The organism is Streptomyces fradiae (genome assembly GCF_041270065.1).
Classification (GTDB): Bacteria; Actinomycetota; Actinomycetes; order Streptomycetales; family Streptomycetaceae; genus Streptomyces.
This window is the reverse complement of the sequence record NZ_CP065958.1, coordinates 3,819,149-3,835,967: the sequence shown is the minus strand read 5'-3', so window position 1 is coordinate 3,835,967 and position 16,819 is coordinate 3,819,149. Positions and strand designations below refer to the sequence as shown.

At 70.0% G+C, this 16,819-nt stretch carries 10 protein-coding genes and 3 pseudogenes; 1 reads left to right on the top strand and 12 read right to left on the bottom strand.

Annotation, left to right across the window (positions count from 1 at the left end; translation table 11 throughout):
* Positions 1 to 74 precede the first annotated feature (74 nt).
* From JAO84_RS17390 to JAO84_RS17340, 11 genes and pseudogenes are all read right to left on the bottom strand, one after another.
* Positions 75 to 552 (bottom strand): annotated as a pseudogene (locus JAO84_RS17390) (ATP-binding protein).
* Between the two features lie 4 nt (positions 553 to 556).
* Positions 557 to 1,214, bottom strand: a pseudogene (locus JAO84_RS17385) (transposase family protein); the annotation flags it as partial.
* Positions 1,215 to 1,376: 162 nt separating this feature from the next.
* On the bottom strand, positions 1,377 to 1,976 hold the full coding sequence (locus JAO84_RS17380; protein WP_370413708.1) for a hypothetical protein: 600 nt from the start codon (positions 1,974 to 1,976) through the stop codon (positions 1,377 to 1,379).
* Between the two features lie 278 nt (positions 1,977 to 2,254).
* Complete coding sequence (locus JAO84_RS17375; protein WP_370413707.1) at positions 2,255 to 2,995, bottom strand: hypothetical protein; 741 nt, start codon at positions 2,993 to 2,995, stop codon at positions 2,255 to 2,257.
* A 38-nt stretch (positions 2,996 to 3,033) separates the two neighbouring features.
* Positions 3,034 to 7,584, bottom strand: coding sequence for a putative T7SS-secreted protein (locus tag JAO84_RS17370; RefSeq protein WP_370413706.1), 4,551 nt, complete (start codon positions 7,582 to 7,584; stop codon positions 3,034 to 3,036).
* A gap of 14 nt (positions 7,585 to 7,598) precedes the next feature.
* Complete coding sequence (locus JAO84_RS17365) at positions 7,599 to 8,231, bottom strand: hypothetical protein (RefSeq protein WP_370413705.1); 633 nt, start codon at positions 8,229 to 8,231, stop codon at positions 7,599 to 7,601.
* On the bottom strand, positions 8,228 to 8,731 hold the full coding sequence (locus JAO84_RS17360) for an SseB family protein (RefSeq protein ID WP_370413704.1): 504 nt from the start codon (positions 8,729 to 8,731) through the stop codon (positions 8,228 to 8,230). The genes JAO84_RS17365 and JAO84_RS17360 overlap by 4 nt, the downstream gene beginning before the upstream one ends.
* A gap of 72 nt (positions 8,732 to 8,803) precedes the next feature.
* Positions 8,804 to 9,196, bottom strand: a pseudogene (locus JAO84_RS17355) (Uma2 family endonuclease); the annotation flags it as partial.
* A gap of 83 nt (positions 9,197 to 9,279) precedes the next feature.
* Positions 9,280 to 10,074: a hypothetical protein gene (locus tag JAO84_RS17350; RefSeq protein WP_370413703.1), complete on the bottom strand. Its 795-nt coding sequence runs from the start codon at positions 10,072 to 10,074 to the stop codon at positions 9,280 to 9,282.
* A gap of 111 nt (positions 10,075 to 10,185) precedes the next feature.
* Positions 10,186 to 11,793, bottom strand: coding sequence for a methionine--tRNA ligase (gene metG, locus JAO84_RS17345; RefSeq protein ID WP_370413702.1), 1,608 nt, complete (start codon positions 11,791 to 11,793; stop codon positions 10,186 to 10,188).
* Between the two features lie 138 nt (positions 11,794 to 11,931).
* A complete protein-coding gene (locus JAO84_RS17340; protein ID WP_370413701.1) occupies positions 11,932 to 13,368 on the bottom strand; it encodes a VWA domain-containing protein in 1,437 nt (478 codons plus the stop codon).
* Between the two features lie 229 nt (positions 13,369 to 13,597).
* On the opposite strand from JAO84_RS17340, the gene JAO84_RS17335 reads away from it, so the two are divergent.
* Positions 13,598 to 15,673: a PhoX family phosphatase gene (locus JAO84_RS17335; RefSeq protein WP_370416793.1), complete on the top strand. Its 2,076-nt coding sequence runs from the start codon at positions 13,598 to 13,600 to the stop codon at positions 15,671 to 15,673.
* Between the two features lie 33 nt (positions 15,674 to 15,706).
* Here JAO84_RS17335 and JAO84_RS17330 read toward each other — a convergent pair whose 3' ends face one another.
* Positions 15,707 to 16,729 carry a hypothetical protein gene (locus JAO84_RS17330; protein WP_370413700.1) on the bottom strand — a complete coding sequence of 341 codons (1,023 nt, stop codon included), beginning with the start codon at positions 16,727 to 16,729 and terminating at the stop codon, positions 15,707 to 15,709.
* Positions 16,730 to 16,819 lie beyond the last annotated feature (90 nt).

Sequence of the window (16,819 nt, the reverse complement as noted above, 5' to 3'; positions counted from 1 at the left end):
CCAGCCCAGTTGGCATATTTCACCTGCAAGGGTGACCGAGCCGCCCTTGGAGGGAAAGGGTGGGCTTGGTGGGGTCATTTCCCCTCTCGTACTTGGCACTTGGGACCACCCGAAGCACCGGAACCCGGTTTATCGAACTCCGGTGAACCGGTGAGATCCAGCTCCGCCCACACCGTCTTCCGGGGTACGGGCCCGAGCTCGACGCACCACCGGTCGGCCAGCGCCTCGACGAGCAACAGCCCGAGCTCCGCCCCGGTCGGCGTCGGGGAGGCGGTTGCCCCGGGTGTCCGTGACCTCGATACGGAGCGTGCCCGCGTCCACCGCCAGCGCGGCCAGGAAGTCCCGGCCGGTCACCCGCCCGTGGGTCACGGCGTTGGTGGCGAGCTCGGCGACGATCTGCGTGGCCGCCTCGCCGATGCCGTACGGCAGTTCGCGGGCCTGCAACCACTCGACGGCCAGCAGCCGGGCGAGCCGCGCCCCGCGCAGAGTCGGCGACAACTGGACGCGGAAATCAAGGGAGTTCTTCTGAATCACGTCACCGAGCGTGGCCATCCGCGCTTACCATGGCCTGCTCGCCGAGGCAGCGGATCTTGGCGTGTGTGCTGTTGTGGCGGCGCTGCCACCGCTTGAGGCGACGGCCGTGGAAGGGCACCCGGATGGACCCGCCGGCGCCCTGGTATGCCTTGTCGGCCCAGCACTTGAGGTCGGCGTCGGTGAATGCATCGTCGATGCCGTGGGTGCGGGCGGCGGTTAGGTCGTGGGTGGAGCCGGGCAACGCGGGCGAGGCCCACAACAGGCGGCCGACCGGGTCGGTGAGGACTTGGACGTTTCATGCCGTGACGCTTGTGTTTGCCCGAGTAGTACGGGGTGTCGGCGGCGATCCGGTCGAAAGGCAGCAGGGTGCCGTCCAGGATCACGAACGCCTTGGTCCGCGCGATGCGCATCGCCTCGGCCAGGGTGGGCGCGAGGGCGGCCAGTACGTCGACGGCCTCGTGTATGTAGCGGTACACGGTCGCGATGCCGACCCCGAACCCGGCGGCGAGCTGGGCGTAGGTGTCACCACAGCGCAGATGGGCCAGAGCGAGCAGAGCCTGACGGCCGGCGGTCAGACGCCGCCACCGAGTCCCGATCTCCCCTTGCCGGACAGCGAGTCGCCCGGTCAGGTACCGCAGGGTGCGACTGGACAGGTCGATCGACGACGGGTAGACAAGCACACGAAGGTCCTGGTGGCTGCGGGCGATCTTGGTCGAGAACCCGTCTACCAGGAGCTTCGTCGTTCCGCAGATCCGCCCAACATATGTGACTGAGCACTTCAGTTGGTCGGTTGAGCGTTGGCCGGACAGGTGCGCCGTATCCCTGCGGGCGCCGTCCCCGTTCTACTCCACCGGCTCGCACCAGGCGGCGACGAGATCGTGGAAGCGCGAGAAACGGGTGCCGGGAACAGTCTCACCACTGAACGTCTCGCCGTTGAGCCAGCAGATGTCGAAGATGTCGGTCTCGGTGTCGAGGAGGCAGCACACACCACCGGTGGTGGCGGTGAGGTCGGTGAACATCTTCCTGACGCTCGCGGACTGCACGAACATCCGGCTCATGCTTGAGGTAGCGGCTGTGAACTGCAGTGACGCAAAGTTCGGGTGCCATGCGGGGGAGAACCTGACCGTCAGGTAGATGTACCCGACCGACGCTCGTCCCTGCTCGTCGACCCTGTCGCAATCGCGAAGGAAGAACTCGCGCACCGCTTCGTCAACGCCGACGACGATCGAGGTGTCCAGGTCGAGCGAGCCGCCTGCTGAACAGTCGACCGGTTCGCTCTTGAACTTCGAGGTGAACGGCACGATCAACTGCTCTCCGCCCGGCAGGGTCACCGGAAGCGGCGGCGTCTCGCCGCCTTGGGGGGCGAGCTCGGCCAGCCGGGTCAGTGCTCTCGCAACGTTCCGAGGGGGCATGAAGATCTCATAGCTGTAGTCCAGCCCCATACCGCCCCGCCTCCCCCGTCCTGAACCGTCATCCTGTCATGACTGGGATCGATCGCCCAGTTGATTCCAGCTTGGCTGGCTTCGTCCGGACGCAGTCAGCAATGAAGCGCTCAGTCACAACACACGGCGACCGCTGTCAGGTTGGAAATGGCGCAATGAGCAACACTCCGCAGCGCCTCGGGGACTGAAGGTGCGTTCTCAGGTGCGGAGTCGTGTGAGACTGTCAGACCGGTGGTGGCGATGTGTCAGGTTCTTCCCGCGCTCTTTGCCAACCCATTTCAATCCCCCTTCATGATCTCACGTACCACTGCTTGGAGTTCCGCATCAGAGAGGTCGCCGGGTTCCCTCAGATCGGGCTCGATCGCATAGTCTTCCAAACTCATGAAGACCCGGTTGAACAGATCGGCGAGTGGGCCCCGAATGCGTTCCCCGATTGCCTGGGATTCTCGACGAGCTTCCCACCATCCGCGTGCGAACTCCTGCGCGCTACAAGCGCCGATGATGAACTCGTGCAGCATCGTCAGCTGTCGCGCCGCCGCGCTACCAGGTTCGACGTCGGTCGGTCGGGACCATGCCCGGTGCGCGGAGGGGTAGGCGTCCGCTACCGCGGTCAGGTCGGGGTGGCGATGCGCGAGATTGTGGGCATAGCGGGCGAAGCGGGTGCGCGCTTCGTCGATGCCTTCGCCGACAGCGGCCGCCATGAAGTGGGCTGTTCCACCGACGAGTGCGTAGCCCTCCTCGGGAAGCAGGACGGCACCTTGCAGGTCCGGGGTGTAGACGAGGCCCGGTGGGCGCATCTGTCCACGGCCGGAGTCCAGCGGAAGTGCGGCAACCACGGAGTCCGCTCCGTCGGCGCCGTTCGAAAGGTCAGTCCACAGCGCATGTGGTGCCCCGACGGCACGGCAGCCGGCCACGATGCGACGAGCCAGGGCCGCGTCCAGCTGTCGCCCCACAGGGACAGGGACGATGTTCTTGCCGCGTAGCCAAACGGGGTTGAAGGCCCCATCCTCGCCAAGCATGATGGTGAAGTCTGGGGATCGCTCGTATGCCGAATGTGTCACCACAGGAATCCCTTGTCGACGATGCCCTGAAACTGCTTGTCTCCGAGTTTCCATGCTGACCAGAATGTCCCGTCAGTGTGCAGCATGACCATTTTCTGGGTCGCAGGATCGATGAATCCGACCGCTTGTCCCTGATTTCGGTAATTGTAGCGGTATATCTTCGTTCCATCTGCTGTCATGTGCTCACGCATCGCTTCTTCGAATCTCTGCAGATTGACCTTGTTGCGGTTTCCTGGCGCGTCCAGGAAGTCTCCGGCGTGGGCATCGAACTTCTTGCTCATGACCTTCTGGCTGGAGAAGTCTGCCTTGTTCTCCCAGGCCCCCTTGGCATCCGTCGGACACGGGCCGAGCCCCAGCGGGTCGCTCCACGTGTGCGGGTTGTGGACGTACGTCGCCGGGTTTGGGGCCGGGGCCAGGCCCAGCGGGTCCTGGGAGAGGTAGCGGCCGGGTTCCGGGTCGTAGTAGCGGAAGTGGTTGTAGTGGAGGCCTGTCTCCGGGTCGAAGTACTGGCCCGGGAAGCGGAGGGGGGTGTAGGCCGTCGCCGACTTCGTCCAGGAGGTCGTGCCCCAGAGGGTGGTGCGGGAGCGCCAGGCCAGGGTGCCGGACTCGTCGACCAACTCGGTCGGGGTGCCGATCAGGTCGGTGACGATGGCGAAGAAGCGGGTCTCGTCGGTGTCGCGGCGGCGTTCCGTCTGGGCGAGGGGGCGCAGGCCGGAGTGGTCCCAGGTCAGGGTGACGGCTTCGGTGGACTGCTCGCAGAGGGTGGTGCCGTCCCAGGTGAAGTGGACGGTCTCCAGCGGGGATTGTTTGGATATGCGGCGGCCGAGCGGGTCGTAGACGTAGCGCCATTCCGTGCCGTCGGGGGTGATGACGGAGGTCAGGCGGTCCTCGGCGTCCCAGGTGTAGCGCCAGGTGTCCGGCTTCCGCGACAGGCGGGTCTTCTGGCGCAGAATCGTCCGGCCCTGGGCGTCGTGCTCGTAGCGGACGCCGCCCGCGCGGGTGATGCGGGTGCCGGTGTAGGTGCGCGGGCCCGTCGCCTCCGTATCGCGGGGCCACACGGCCTCCGTCTGGTTGCCGGCCTCGTCGTACGCGTACCGCTCCGTCCACTGGTCGGCGCGTACCGCCGTCACCCGGCCCGCCGCGTCCAGGTCGAAACGGCGCGGGCCGGCGAGGTGGTCGTCGATCCCGACCAGGTTTCCGTCCGGGCGGTAGTGGTAGGCGCGTTGCTGGAGGCGTCGGCCCCGGCTCGTCACCTCGTGCGCGGTCAGTCGGCCGGCCTCGTCGAAGGCCGAGGTCATGGACGCGAAGTCGCCGATCGTGCGAGTCAGTTCGCGGCCCACGGCGTCGTGCGTGAAGGACATCGTCCGGCCCGACGTGGTCAGCTCCGTGCGGCGGCCCGCCGCGTCGTAGGACCACGCGCTCACCGCCCCGCCCGGCGTCGTGCGGCCGGTTCGGCGGCCGACCTCGTCGTAAGCGAACTTCAGCGTGCGACCGTTGACCGTCTCCGATATCAAGTGGCCGTCGCGGTCCCGCAGGCGCGTCAGCGTCGCGTCCGGGCTCACCGCCATCGCCAACTCGTCGAACACGTCGTATTCGTACGTCGTGACCGCACCGTCCGCGTCCTTGCGGAGCATCTGGCCGAGTGTGTTCCGCTCGAACGTGACCGATTCCCCCGCGCCGTTGGTGCGGGACAGCAGGCGGCCCGCCGCGTCATACGCGTACGTCAGGGTCCGGTCGTCGAAGTCCGACTCGGAGACCGTGCGCCCCGCCGCGTCGTAGGCGTATGTCCAGGTCAGACCCTGCGGGTTGGTGACGCCCGTCAGCTGCAGGGCCGCGTCGTGGGTGAAGGCGTAGCGCGTTCCGTCGGGGTCGGTGCGCGTCGCCAGGACGTCGAAGTCCCCGTAGGTGAAGACCGTGGTGCCGCCGACGGCGTCCGTGTGCGTCAGACAGTTGCCCTCGCCGTCGTACGTCCAGGACTCGACGGCGCCGTCCGGGTTCACCCGGCTGCTGAGTCGGCCCTCGGGCGTCCACTCCAGCCGGGTCTCCGCGCCGAGCGCGTCAGTGACCCGGACCGTACGGCCGAAGGCGTCGTACGCGTACGACGTCGTGCTGCCCAGCGGGTCGGTGACCGCGACCGGAAGCCCCACGTCGTCGGTGCGGACCCGGGCGACCGCACCGAGCGGATCCGTGACGGTCGTGAGCCGTCCCCGGTCGTCGTACCCGAACTCCGTGCGCACGCCAGAGGCGCTCGTGACCGACGTGCGATTGCCGCGCTCGTCGTACGTCTGCCGGACCGTCGTACCGTCGGCGCGCCGTACCCGCACCGGCAGCCCGAGGGCGTCGTACTCGGCCGTCGTGGTCCGTCCGTCGGGGCGGGTGACGGTCGTGAGCCGGCCCTCCCCGTCGTAGGCGAAGAAGGTCGTGTGGCCCAGGGGATCCGTACGGGACAGCAGACGGCCCCGACCGTCGTACGTGGACCGGGTGACCCCACCGTCGGGTGCCGTCTCGGCGGTGATCCGGGCCTGGTCGTTCACCTCGAAGCGGGTCGTGCGGCCGAGTGCGTCCGTGTAGGTCGACTCGCCGTCGTCCCAGGTGAAGCGTCCGGCCATGACGCCGTCGCGGCCCGACTGGGACACACAGCGGTCGCGGTCGTCGTAGACGTACTCGTAGCGGTGGCCGTTGCTGTCGGTCCAGGACGTCATCCGGCCCCGCTCGTCGTAGCCGAAGCACAGCGGGTGGCCTGCGGAGTCGGCGACGGAGGTCAGGTGGCCGTCGGCGTAGCTATAGCGGCGGATCTCCTGGTCGCCCAGGTGCAGCGCGGTGATCCGGGATCCGTCCGTGGTCAGCCGGAGCCGGTATCCGCCGTGGTGGACGACCTCTGTGGGCGCGCCCTCCGCGTCGTAGCCGAAGGTGATCCAGTTGCCGTTGCGGTCGTCGATCTGAACGAGGACGGCCTCGTCTCCGTCCCCAACCGTGGCGAAGTGGCGTACGACACCCGTCTCCGGGGCCGTCACCGTGTACGTGCCGTCCGAGGGGTCCCGGTCCAGCGCCCAGCGGCGGGTGCCGTGGGTCGGCAGCACGGGGACGCCGGGTGCTGGATGCGGATAGGCGAGCAGGCTGCCGTCCTCGCAGAGCAGCAGCACCCCCTCCGCGTCGATTTCCAGCCGCTGGTCGATCGTGCTCGCCCATGACGGTCCGAACCAGCGGCCCGCGCGGTACGAGGACTCGTAGCGTCGGGTGAGAACCACCGGCAGGGCGCCCGCCAGCGCGAGGTCCGTCTGCGGCAGGATGACCCGGCCCGTGGCCATGTCCACGGGGTCGCCGCACTCGCACATCTCGTCCGGCTTCCGGCCGGCGCCGTGCGGGTCCTCCGCCTGGGCGTCACGGGCCGGGCCCTTGGCGCCTCCCGGCTTCTTCGTGGGGACGTCGTCGAGGTGCTTGAGGCGGTTGAGGGTCTTCAGCCCGCCCGCGCCCTTCGTGCCGAGCGCTTCCGGTACGAGCCGGCCGAAGAACTCATCCGGGTCGTCCTTCAACGCTTCCCAGGCGTTCTTCAGCGCCCGGTCCGGGTTGGCCGCCGTGGAGACCAGGCCGGCGAGCGTCATGTGGACGCCCTTCTGGTACTCCGCCGGGTGGGTCACGTTGTACGGATCCTGCGGGTTGAGCGAGCGGACGAAGTTGATCAGCCCGGCCGTGCCCTTGACGACGCCGCCTCCGACGTGGGCCAGCTCGAAACCCTGTTCCAGGCTGTAGTCCACCAGCTCGAGCTTGGCCTTCTCCAGGCCCGTCGGCTCCTTCGGCGCGTGCGCGAGCGCGGCACGGACGGCTGTCTTCGCTCTCTCCCCCGCCTCGTTGCGAGCGCTCCGGGCGTTCTGCAGGATCTCCCGTGCGCGCTGCCGCCTGGACTCGCCCGGGTCGGAGAAGTCCCCGGGGTCCGGCAGCGGGTGGTCACCGGTGCGGGCCGTCTCGTAGGCGGCGACCTTCTTCTGATGCGCGTCGTGTGCCGCCTTGGTCTCCTTGTCGCCCTCCTTGTACAGCGCGATGGCCTCACGCGCCGTGCCCTGGGCACCGACGACAGCATCCGAGTACGCCTCCAGAGCCTTGGCCGCGTTCTCCATCGCGTCCGCCGCGTGCAGCCAGTCCGTCGGCAGGGTCTGGAACTTCTCCCGGAAGGTGTTGGCCGCGGCCCCCTTCCAATGGCTGGAGTCCAGCTTCCGCATACCGCCGCCGACCAGGTCGAACGCCTTCTGGAAGTCCCGCAGGTTCTTCACGGTGGCGGCGATCGCCTCCGGCTTGCCGTGGATCAGCTCGTCCGCCTGCTCGGTCTGCCCGAGCTGCCGCTCCCCGACCTCGGCGCCCAGGGAGGAGGCGGTCTCGTCGCCCCAGTCCTCGACCGCGTCCGCCCAGCCATGGGCGCCCGCCTTGTCCAGGGCCTGGCCGGTCTTGTCGGTCACGTAGTCGACGCCTTCGCCGACGAGTTCCTTGCCTCTGTCGATACGCCGGTCGACCCCGTCGACGATCCGGTCGCCCCAGTCCCGCCAGTTGACCATCAGCTGCTCTCCCCCTACCGCGGCTGCTCGGCCTGGTCGATCGTCGCCTGGTCAGGGTCGTAGACGTCCTTGATCTGCTCGTCCATGACCTTGCGGTCCGCCGAGTCGATCAGCCCCGAGCGCTCCATCGAGTCCATCTGCGCGTCCAGGACGTCGTAACCGGTGTTCTTCCAGGTCTGCTTGATCTCTTCGTCGGCCTTGGCGAACGACTCCTCGCTCCAGTCCGCGTCGTCCCACGCATGCTGGTCGCGGATGGTCTCCCAGCGCATCTGCTTGACCTCGTCCTCGGACAGATGCGGGTTTCCGTTCAGGGAGTTCAAGCCGATCTTGAACGTGTCCTTGACGTACTGCTCCTGCTCCGCGAACGAGCCCGCCGACAGGCCGACCCCCTGCGCGAAACCGTTCCCCCGCAGGGTCAGCGCCCGCACACCCCACTCCCACCGGTTGCAGAACGTCTCGAACTCCGACGCCAGCCCACCGTGCCCCAGTTCCAGCCCCGACAGCGCCAGGCCGGAGAACCCCCGCCCCACCGACGCCTGGCCGATCATTCCGAGATCCTTCAGCTCGGAATGCGCCAGGTCGATGCCCTTCGCGATCTCCGCCAGCGCCGCCGCCGGCGCCACCAGCTCAGGCTCGTTCCCACTCACCGCGTCCCCGCCCCCGTTCCCCCGAGATCCACCGCCACCTCGTCCGGGACGACCCCCGCCACCGGCGGAAACACCACCCCGTCCGCGCTTCCGGCATCCAGCGCGACTCCGCCCGGACCGGGCAGCATCGGCACCATCACGTCAAGCAACCGCGCACCCAGAACCGTCCGGTACGCCCACTCCCGCCCCGCTTCTTTCCGCGCCACCGCGAACCGGGCCAGCGCCTCCTCGTCCGAGAACGCGCAGATCCACCGCACCCCGCCGAAGTCGGACGTCCACAGACTCCCGAACTCATCGAACGGCACCAGCACCGCGGTACGCCGGAATTCGCCGAGCAAACGCGCGAACTCCCGCCTGGCCGACGCCTCTTCGTCGGTCGGCGCTGCCGTGGGAGCGATGTGGACGGCTACGTCCGGAGTCGCCGGGACGGAAGAAGCCGCCAACTCGACCAATTTCGAAACCCGTTGAGGCTTCGCTATGTCGTCCCCGTTGTCACTCACTCACGCATGGTGTCATGCGGATATTTCCACGAGCAACGAACATACGGCCGATGGCGGCTGGAAGTGGCCGGTTCAGTCGACCCAGGCCGTCAGGGGCTCGGTGTCCAGCTCCATGCCCACCGGATCCGGCAGAGTCACGGTCTTGCCGAGGGTGACCGTGACCACCATGTCGTAGCGACCGTCGCCCGGCTGGGAGTGGACGAGCACTTCGCCGGCCGCGCGGTCGATCAGGAGGTAGACCGGGACGCCGCTCTCCGCGTAGGCGCGGGGCTTCTCGACGCGGTCGCGGCGGTCGGTGTCGGAGTCGTGGGAGGTCACCTCCACCGCCATGAGAACGCCGTCGGGGGAGGCCCACTCGCCCTGGCCGGCGAAGGTGTCGTTCGGCGCGAGTACGCAGTCGGGACGGGCGTTGCCCTTGCGGTACGCCTCGATGCGCAGGCCTAGGCTGGCATATGCCACCGACCCGGCGGGGTGGAGTGGGGTCGCGTCACCCCCACGGGTGACGGCGCAGGACCGCAGTTGATGGCCGAAAGGGGACGGCTCGTTCGTCAGCTCACGGGGCGGCGGGTCTCGGTGCGGATCGTGAGGGTCGTGCGGGCGGCCTTCGTGAGGTCGAGGGACTCCGGGGCGGCGGACACCGTTCCGGCCGACATCTCCGCGACGGCCGCGTTGGTGTTGGCGTCCGCCCAGGCGCACACGGGGTAGGTGAGCCGGCCGCCGCCGTCGGACTGCTCCGTGGCGAGGACCTGGCAGGTGATCTCGGTGTCCGAGCCGGGTGGCGTCACGTCCTTCGGCGGGACCAGGACCGTGGTGCCCTTGCCCTCCGCCGCGCCTTTGAGGATGTTCCGGCGAGCGGTGTCGGGGTCCTTGATCCGGCCGTAGAGACCCGTGATGACGAGGATCCCCGCGCCGTCCTCGCCGGAGCCCGCATACTGGCCCGCCACGCCCTTCGGATTCCGGATCATGGTCCTGTCGGTGCCCGCGAGGCCGGCTTCGGCGCGCTGGGACTCGTCCTTGCCGAGCGTGTAGCGGCCGTCGAGCAGCGTCTTCGGGAGCACCAGCCGGTGTGTCGCGGCCGGAAACGCGGAGTCGGCGCCGCCGCGCAGGCCGCCGTTGCCGATCCAGGACAGGAGCAGCACCCCGGCGATGCCCGCGGCGACGATGCCGAGGATCATGCCGGTCCGGTTCTTCGGCTCGGGCGGCGGGGGCGGCGGTCCCCAGCCGGGGTACGGGCCCGGCTGCTGGTACGGGCCCTGCGGCGGGTGGCCGTACGTGGGGTGGCCGTACGAGGGGTGGCCGTACCCGGGGTGGCCATACGCGGGGTGGGGCGGTGGTGTCGACATGGGGCGAGACCGTAGGGCGGGGGCCAGGGGGCGCAGCGCGGTTTTCGGCCATACGGCGAAGGCCGCCGCCCCGGTGTCCCAGGACGGCGGCCTTCAGCGCGTACGGAAGGCTCAGGCCTTCTTCGGGTCCTCCAGGCGCGGGAAGAGCACCGCGCCCTTCGTGATCGTCGCGCCGGACGGGAGCTGGCCCCAGGTGGCGGCGGACTGGACCGGCTGGGTGGCCAGGGCGCCCAGGGAGGGCTCGGCGCCCAGGGACTCCCAGAGGGCCTGAGAGGTCTCCGGCATGATCGGGTTGAGGAGGACGGCGACCGCGCGGAGGGACTCGGCGGCCGTGTAGAGGATGGTCGCCAGGCGGGCCCGGCCCTCCTCAGACTCGTCCTTCGCGACCTTCCAGGGCTCCTGCTCCGTGATGTAGCCGTTGACCTGCTTCACGAAGTCGAAGATCGCCAGGATGCCGGCCTGGAAGTCCAGCTCCTCGCCGATCTTCCGGTCCGCCGTCTCGACGGCCTTCGCCAGGCCCTCGTGCAGCGCCTTCTCCGCGTCGCCCTCGGCCGTCGCCGCCGGCAGCTCGCCGCCGAAGTACTTGCCGACCATCGCCGCCACGCGCGAGGCGAGGTTGCCGTAGTCGTTCGCCAGCTCGGAGGTGTAGCGGGCGGAGAAGTCCTCCCACGAGAACGAGCCGTCCTGGCCGAACGCGATCGCCCGCAGGAAGTACCAGCGGTACGCGTCCACGCCGAAGTGCGAGGTCAGGTCCTGCGGCTTGATGCCGGTCAGGTTCGACTTCGACATCTTCTCGCCGCCGACCATCAGCCAGCCGTTCGCCGCGACCCGGCCCGGCACCGGCAGGCCCTGCGCCATCAGCATGGCCGGCCAGATGATCGCGTGGAAGCGGAGGATGTCCTTGCCGATGAGGTGGACGTTGGCCGGGAAGGTCGCGTCGAACTTCTCCGGGTTCTCGTTGTAGCCGACCGCCGTCGCGTAGTTCAGGAGCGCGTCGATCCAGACATAGATCACGTGCTCCTTGTCCCACGGCACCGGGATGCCCCAGTCGAAGGTCGAGCGCGAGATGGAGAGGTCCTCAAGGCCCTGCTTGACGAAGTTCAGCACCTCGTTGCGGGCCGACTCCGGCTGCACGAAGCCCGGGTTCGCCTCGTAGAACTCGAGCAGCTTCGGACCGTACTCGCTCAGCTTGAAGAAGTAGTTCTCCTCCTTGAGGATCTCCACCGGCTTCTTGTGGACGGCGCACAGCTTCGTGCCGTCCTCCGCCTCGATGAGGTCGCCGGGGAGCTTGAACTCCTCACAGCCCACGCAGTACGGGCCCTCGTAGCCGCCCTTGTAGATCTCGCCCTTGTCGTACAGGTCCTGCACGAACTCCTGGACGCGGTCGGTGTGACGCTTCTGGGTGGTGCGGATGAAGTCGTCGTTCGCGATGTTCAGGTGCTCCCAGAGGGGCTTCCAGGCCTCCTCGACGAGCTTGTCGCACCACTCCTGCGGGCTGACGCCGTTCGCCTCCGCGGTGCGCATGATCTTCTGACCGTGCTCGTCCGTGCCGGTGAGGTACCACACCTTCTCACCGCGCTGGCGGTGCCAGCGGGTGAGCACGTCGCCTGCGACGGTCGTATAGGCGTGGCCCAGGTGAGGAGCGTCGTTGACGTAGTAGATGGGGGTCGTGACGTAGAACGCCTTCGAGCCCTGCTTCTCGGATCCAGTGGCCGCCATGGTCCGAATTTTAACGGTCGGGGGGACCTGCCCTCACACGGATAAAGCCGGGACCGGCCCGGGGCCGGGGGGCGGTCGCCCTCCGGCCCCGGGCCGGTCCATGATCAGAGCTCGGTCACGGCTCGGTAGGCCGACTGGTCAGAGCGACCAGTTCGCCAGCACGCCGCGGTAGAACGCCGTGTGCGCCGTCTCGACCGGCGTCGCGCCCGCGAAGTGGACACCCGTACGGGGTGTGGCCAGCTTGCGGAGGTAGTCGAAGGCCTTGCCGTCCTCCTCGCCCCACACCGTGAAGCGCCAGTGGATCTCCCGGTCCGGGCGCTCCGCCGCGTCCGTCAGGGCCTGGGTCGCGGCCGTCTTCGACTCCGGCGCGCCGTCCGTCTGGAAGATCACCAGGGCCGGGCGGGTCGGGTCCGCGGACTTGTCGTGGAGGGCGAGGACCTCCTCGACGGCGCGGTGGTAGTTCGTCCGGCCGAGGCGGCCGAGGGTCGCGTTGATCTCCTCCAGGCGGGTGGGGGTGAGCTCGGCGGGGGTCAGCTCGGCCGTGCCGTCGATGTCCGTCGAGAAGAAGACGGTCGTCACGGCCGCGTCCTCGGAGAGGTGCGCGGCGAGCGCCACCGTCTGCTCCGCGAGCCGCTGGACCGAGCCGTCCTTGAAGTACGGGCGCATCGAACCCGACCGGTCCACCACCAGGTACACCGCCGCCCGCGCCCCGGTCAGCCCCTGCTTCTTCAGTACGGTGCCGGCCGCCTTGTACGCGTCGGCGAGGTGCGGCGCGGCGGCCTTCACCTTGGCGAGGGAGAGCGCGGGCTTGCCGACGGCGGCCGCGACCGGCTCCTCGGCCGGGGCCGGCTCCGCCTCCGGCTCTTCGTGTACGGGCTCGGGCTCGGGCGCGACCTCCGCCTCCGGCTCTTCGTGTACGGGCTCGGGCTCGGGCGCGACCTCCGCCTCCGGCTCTTCGTGTACGGGCTCGGGCTCGGGCGCGACCTCCGCCTCCGGCTCTTCGTGTACGGGCTCGGGCTCGGGCGCGACCTCCGCCTCCGGCTCTTCCTGTACGGGCTCGGGCTCGGGCGCGACCTCCGCCACGGGCTCTTCCTGTACGGGCGCGACCTCCGACACGGGCTCAGCCGCCTCAGGCCCAGCCGCCTCCGGCTCCGCCTCCGCCACGACCTCCGCCTCCGCCACGACCTCCGGCTCAGCCGCCTCCGTGACCTCCGCCTCGTCCCCCGCTCGCCGCGCCTGCGGGATCTGCGGGTTGTCGAAGGCGGCCGCCACCAGGTCCGCCGCCGCCCGCTGAGCGGGCGTCTCGGGCTTGGCCTCCAGCTTCGCCTCCGCCTCCGGCTCCGGCTCAGGGGCGAGCTCCGGCTCCGCCGGAGCCTCGGCCACCACCGGGGCCGGCACCGGGGCCACCTCCGCCACGGCCTTCGCCGCCGGCTCCGCCGCGACCTTCACCGGCTCCGCCTCGGGGGACGTCGCCTGGGCGGGGACGACGGAGGCCGCCGTTTCCGGGACCTCGGATTCGGCGCCGTTCGCGCGGTCGCGGCCGAACACCTTGCGCAGCAAGCTCCGAATACCCATGGGCGAACCCCTTCACATGAGTTGGGTGCGGTATGCGTCCTATGTCCCCGGCGGAACGGCGATTCCTGGCCAGGGCGGACACGTAAGGTTAGCGGCCGCCCTCCCCGGCCCCTACGACCCGGGCGCCCGCGGTTGCCGCAGATTCATCGCGCGTTCACTCTGCCGCCGTCATCGTGCAGGCGGGCGCACCTAACGTCACGGCGGACCGCGCCCAATCATGGAGGACGACGTGCGCAAACTGCTGCCGCTGCTGAGCAACCACGCCCACGGAGGCGGCCGTTCCGCCCTGACCTGCCGCTACCGCTGTGGTGACGCCTGTTTTCAGGAGGTCCCCAACACCAGCGACAACGAGTACGTCGGTGATGTCATAGCCGGTGCGCTTTCGCGCCGTTCGCTCATGCGCGCCGCGGCCGTCGTGACCGTCGCCACCGCCGCCGGCTCCGCCGTCGCGCTGGGCAACGCGCCCGCCGCCGAGGCGCACGAGCCGGCGAAGGGCAAGGGCCACGGCGGCGCCGCCAAGGCCGACGGCGCCCGCGGCCTGCGCTTCGCGCCCGTCGCGCCCAACACCGCCGACCAGGTCACCGTCCCCGCCGGCTACTCCCAGAACGTGGTCATCCGCTGGGGCGAGCCCATCCTCCGCGGCGCCCCGGCCTTCGACTCCGAGAAGCAGACGGCCAAGGCGCAGGCCGGCCAGTTCGGCTACAACAACGACTTCCTCTCCCTGCTCCCGCTGCGCGGCGAGCACCACCGCCAGGTCCTCGTGGCCAACCACGAGTACACCGACGAGAACCTGATGTTCCGCGGCTACGACCCCGCGAACCCGACCCGCGAGCAGGTCGAGATCGCCTGGGCGGCGCACGGCCTGTCCGTGGTCGTCGTGCAGGAGGAGCACCGCACCGGCCGGCTGACCCCGGTCACCCGCCACCACCTCAACCGGCGGCTCACCGCCACCAGCCGGTTCGAGCTCACCGGCCCGGCGGCGGGCGGCGCCCTGGTGAAGACCTCCGCGGACCCGGCCGGCCGCACCGTCCTCGGCACGCTGAACAACTGCGCCGGCGGCACCACCCCGTGGGGCACCACCCTCCACGGCGAGGAGAACTTCAACCAGTACTTCGCCCACGCCTCCTCCGCCACCGACAAGCGGTACGGCATCGGCACCGGCGCCTCCGAGCGCAAGTGGGAGCGCTTCGACAAGCGCTTCGACCTCGCGCAGGAGCCCAACGAGGCGCACCGCTTCGGCTGGGTCGTCGAGCTCGACCCGTACGACCCGGAGTCCACGCCCCGCAAGCGCACCGCGCTCGGCCGCTTCAAGCACGAGGCCGCGCAGCCGCGCCTGACCGCCGACGGGCGTCCGGTGGTCTACATGGGCGACGACGAGCGCTTCGACTACTTCTACAAGTTCGTCTCCTCGAAGCGGATGAAGAAGGGCGGCTCGCGCGCCGCCCACGCGCACAACCTCACCCTGCTCGACGAGGGCACCCTCTACGTCGCCAAGCTGACCGGCGACTCCCCGGCCGCCGAGATCGACGGCACCGGCAAGCTGCCCGCCGACGGCGAGTTCGACGGTTCCGGCACCTGGATCCCGCTGGCCACGGCCGGCCTGGACGGCGCCGTGTCGCACGTGCCCGGCATGACCGCCGAGGAGGTGTACGTCTTCACCCGGCTCGCCGGTGACAAGGTCGGCGCCACCAAGATGGACCGCCCCGAGGACGTCGAGCCGTCCCCGCGCACCGGCCGCGTGTACGTCGCGCTCACCAACAACTCCGACCGCGGCAAGGCCGGCAAGGCGGCGGCCGACGAGGCCAACCCGCGCAACCTCAACAAGCACGGCCAGATCCTGGAGCTCGCCGAGCACTGGGACGACCCGGCCTCCGACGGCTTCGCCTGGCGCCTCTTCCTGGTCGCCGGTGACCCGAACGACCCGGCCACCTACTTCTCCGGCTTCCCGAAGGAGAAGGTCAGCCCCATCTCCTGCCCGGACAACGTGGCCTTCGACCCGCACGGCAACCTGTGGATCTCCACCGACGGCAACCAGCTCGGCTCCCACGACGGCCTGTTCGGCGTCGCCACGCAGGGCGAGCGGCGCGGTGAGCTCAAGCAGTTCCTGACCGTGCCGACCGGCGCCGAGACCTGCGGCCCGCTGGTCCAGGACCGCCGGGTGCTGGTCTCCGTGCAGCACCCGGGCGAGCTCGACGGCGCCTCCGTCGAGAAGCCGGCCTCCGTCTGGCCCGACGGCCCCGGAAAGATCGTCCGCCCGTCGGTCGTCGCCGTGTGGCGCACCGACGGCCGCGACATCGGCGTCTGACGAGACCCGACCGGTCGAGTGAGGGGGCGGGCGTCAGCCCGTCCCCTGCTCCGCGCCGCTGCCGTTGCCGCCGGCACCGATCCCGACGCCCTCCCGGAACCGTACGAACTGCTCCTCCGGCTCCCCCGTGTACACCCACGGCACCCACGCCGCCCGCGCCCCGAGCAGCGTGAGCAGCGCCCGCGCCATGTCCACCTGGCCCGCGTAACAGGCGGCATGTGCCAGGTAGTTGAGGTCGGCCACCTCCTCCGGCGCCACCGGCATGCCCAGCTCGCGCCCGCCGATCCAGCGGGCGTACGTGCGGCGCAGCTCGGTCACGGCGAGCTCGTGCTTCCAGTGCTGGTCGAAGCCGCGCACCGGCCCCCGGCCGAGCGCCCCGTCCACCACGTACCGGTACTCCTCGACCCGCGCGATCTGCACCAGGATCGGCAGCGGTGAACCGGGCGGCGCGACGCCCGCCGCGTCCCGCGCGAAGTCGTACATCGCGCCGTGCGTGCCGTGCCAGCGCGCCGACCAGTAGCGCATCACCTGCGCGTGGCCTTCGACGTTGTACGGGTCGCGGCGCCGCAACTCGTCGAACCAGTGCCGTAGTTGGCGCCGCGGCACCCCGCCCTCGTAGAGCCGTGCCACCGAGAGCAGCGACACCCACGGCATCGGATCGGCCGGGGCCGCGTCCGCCGCCGTCAGACAGGCGTCGACGGAGGCGTCGATCCGGCCCCGGTCGACGACGCTGCCCCGCCCGGCGGCGATGGCCGCGTCGAAGACCCGTACCACCTCGGTGGCCGCCCGCAGCACCGCCGCGTCCGGGTTGCCCGGCTCGGCGCCCCGCCAGGCCTCGACGGTCGAGCTGCCGGCCGCGGCGTGCGAGAGCAGCCGCAGCCGGTGCGTACGGCGCGGCCAGTCGTCCCCGGTGGCCCGCAGCAGGTCCCGTACGCCCTGCCAGCGCCCGATCACCATGTCCTGCCGGGCCTCGGTGAGCGCCCGATCGCCGAAGTCGGGGTCGAAGTCGGGTGCGAAACGGCCCTGTCTGGCCGAACGGCGGCGCAGTGCGGCCATCGGGTACCTCCCTCGCGAGGACTTCGGCTTCGGCTTCGGCTACAACTGGGGGCGTACGGACACGGGTTCGGGTTCGGCGTATCCGAAGAG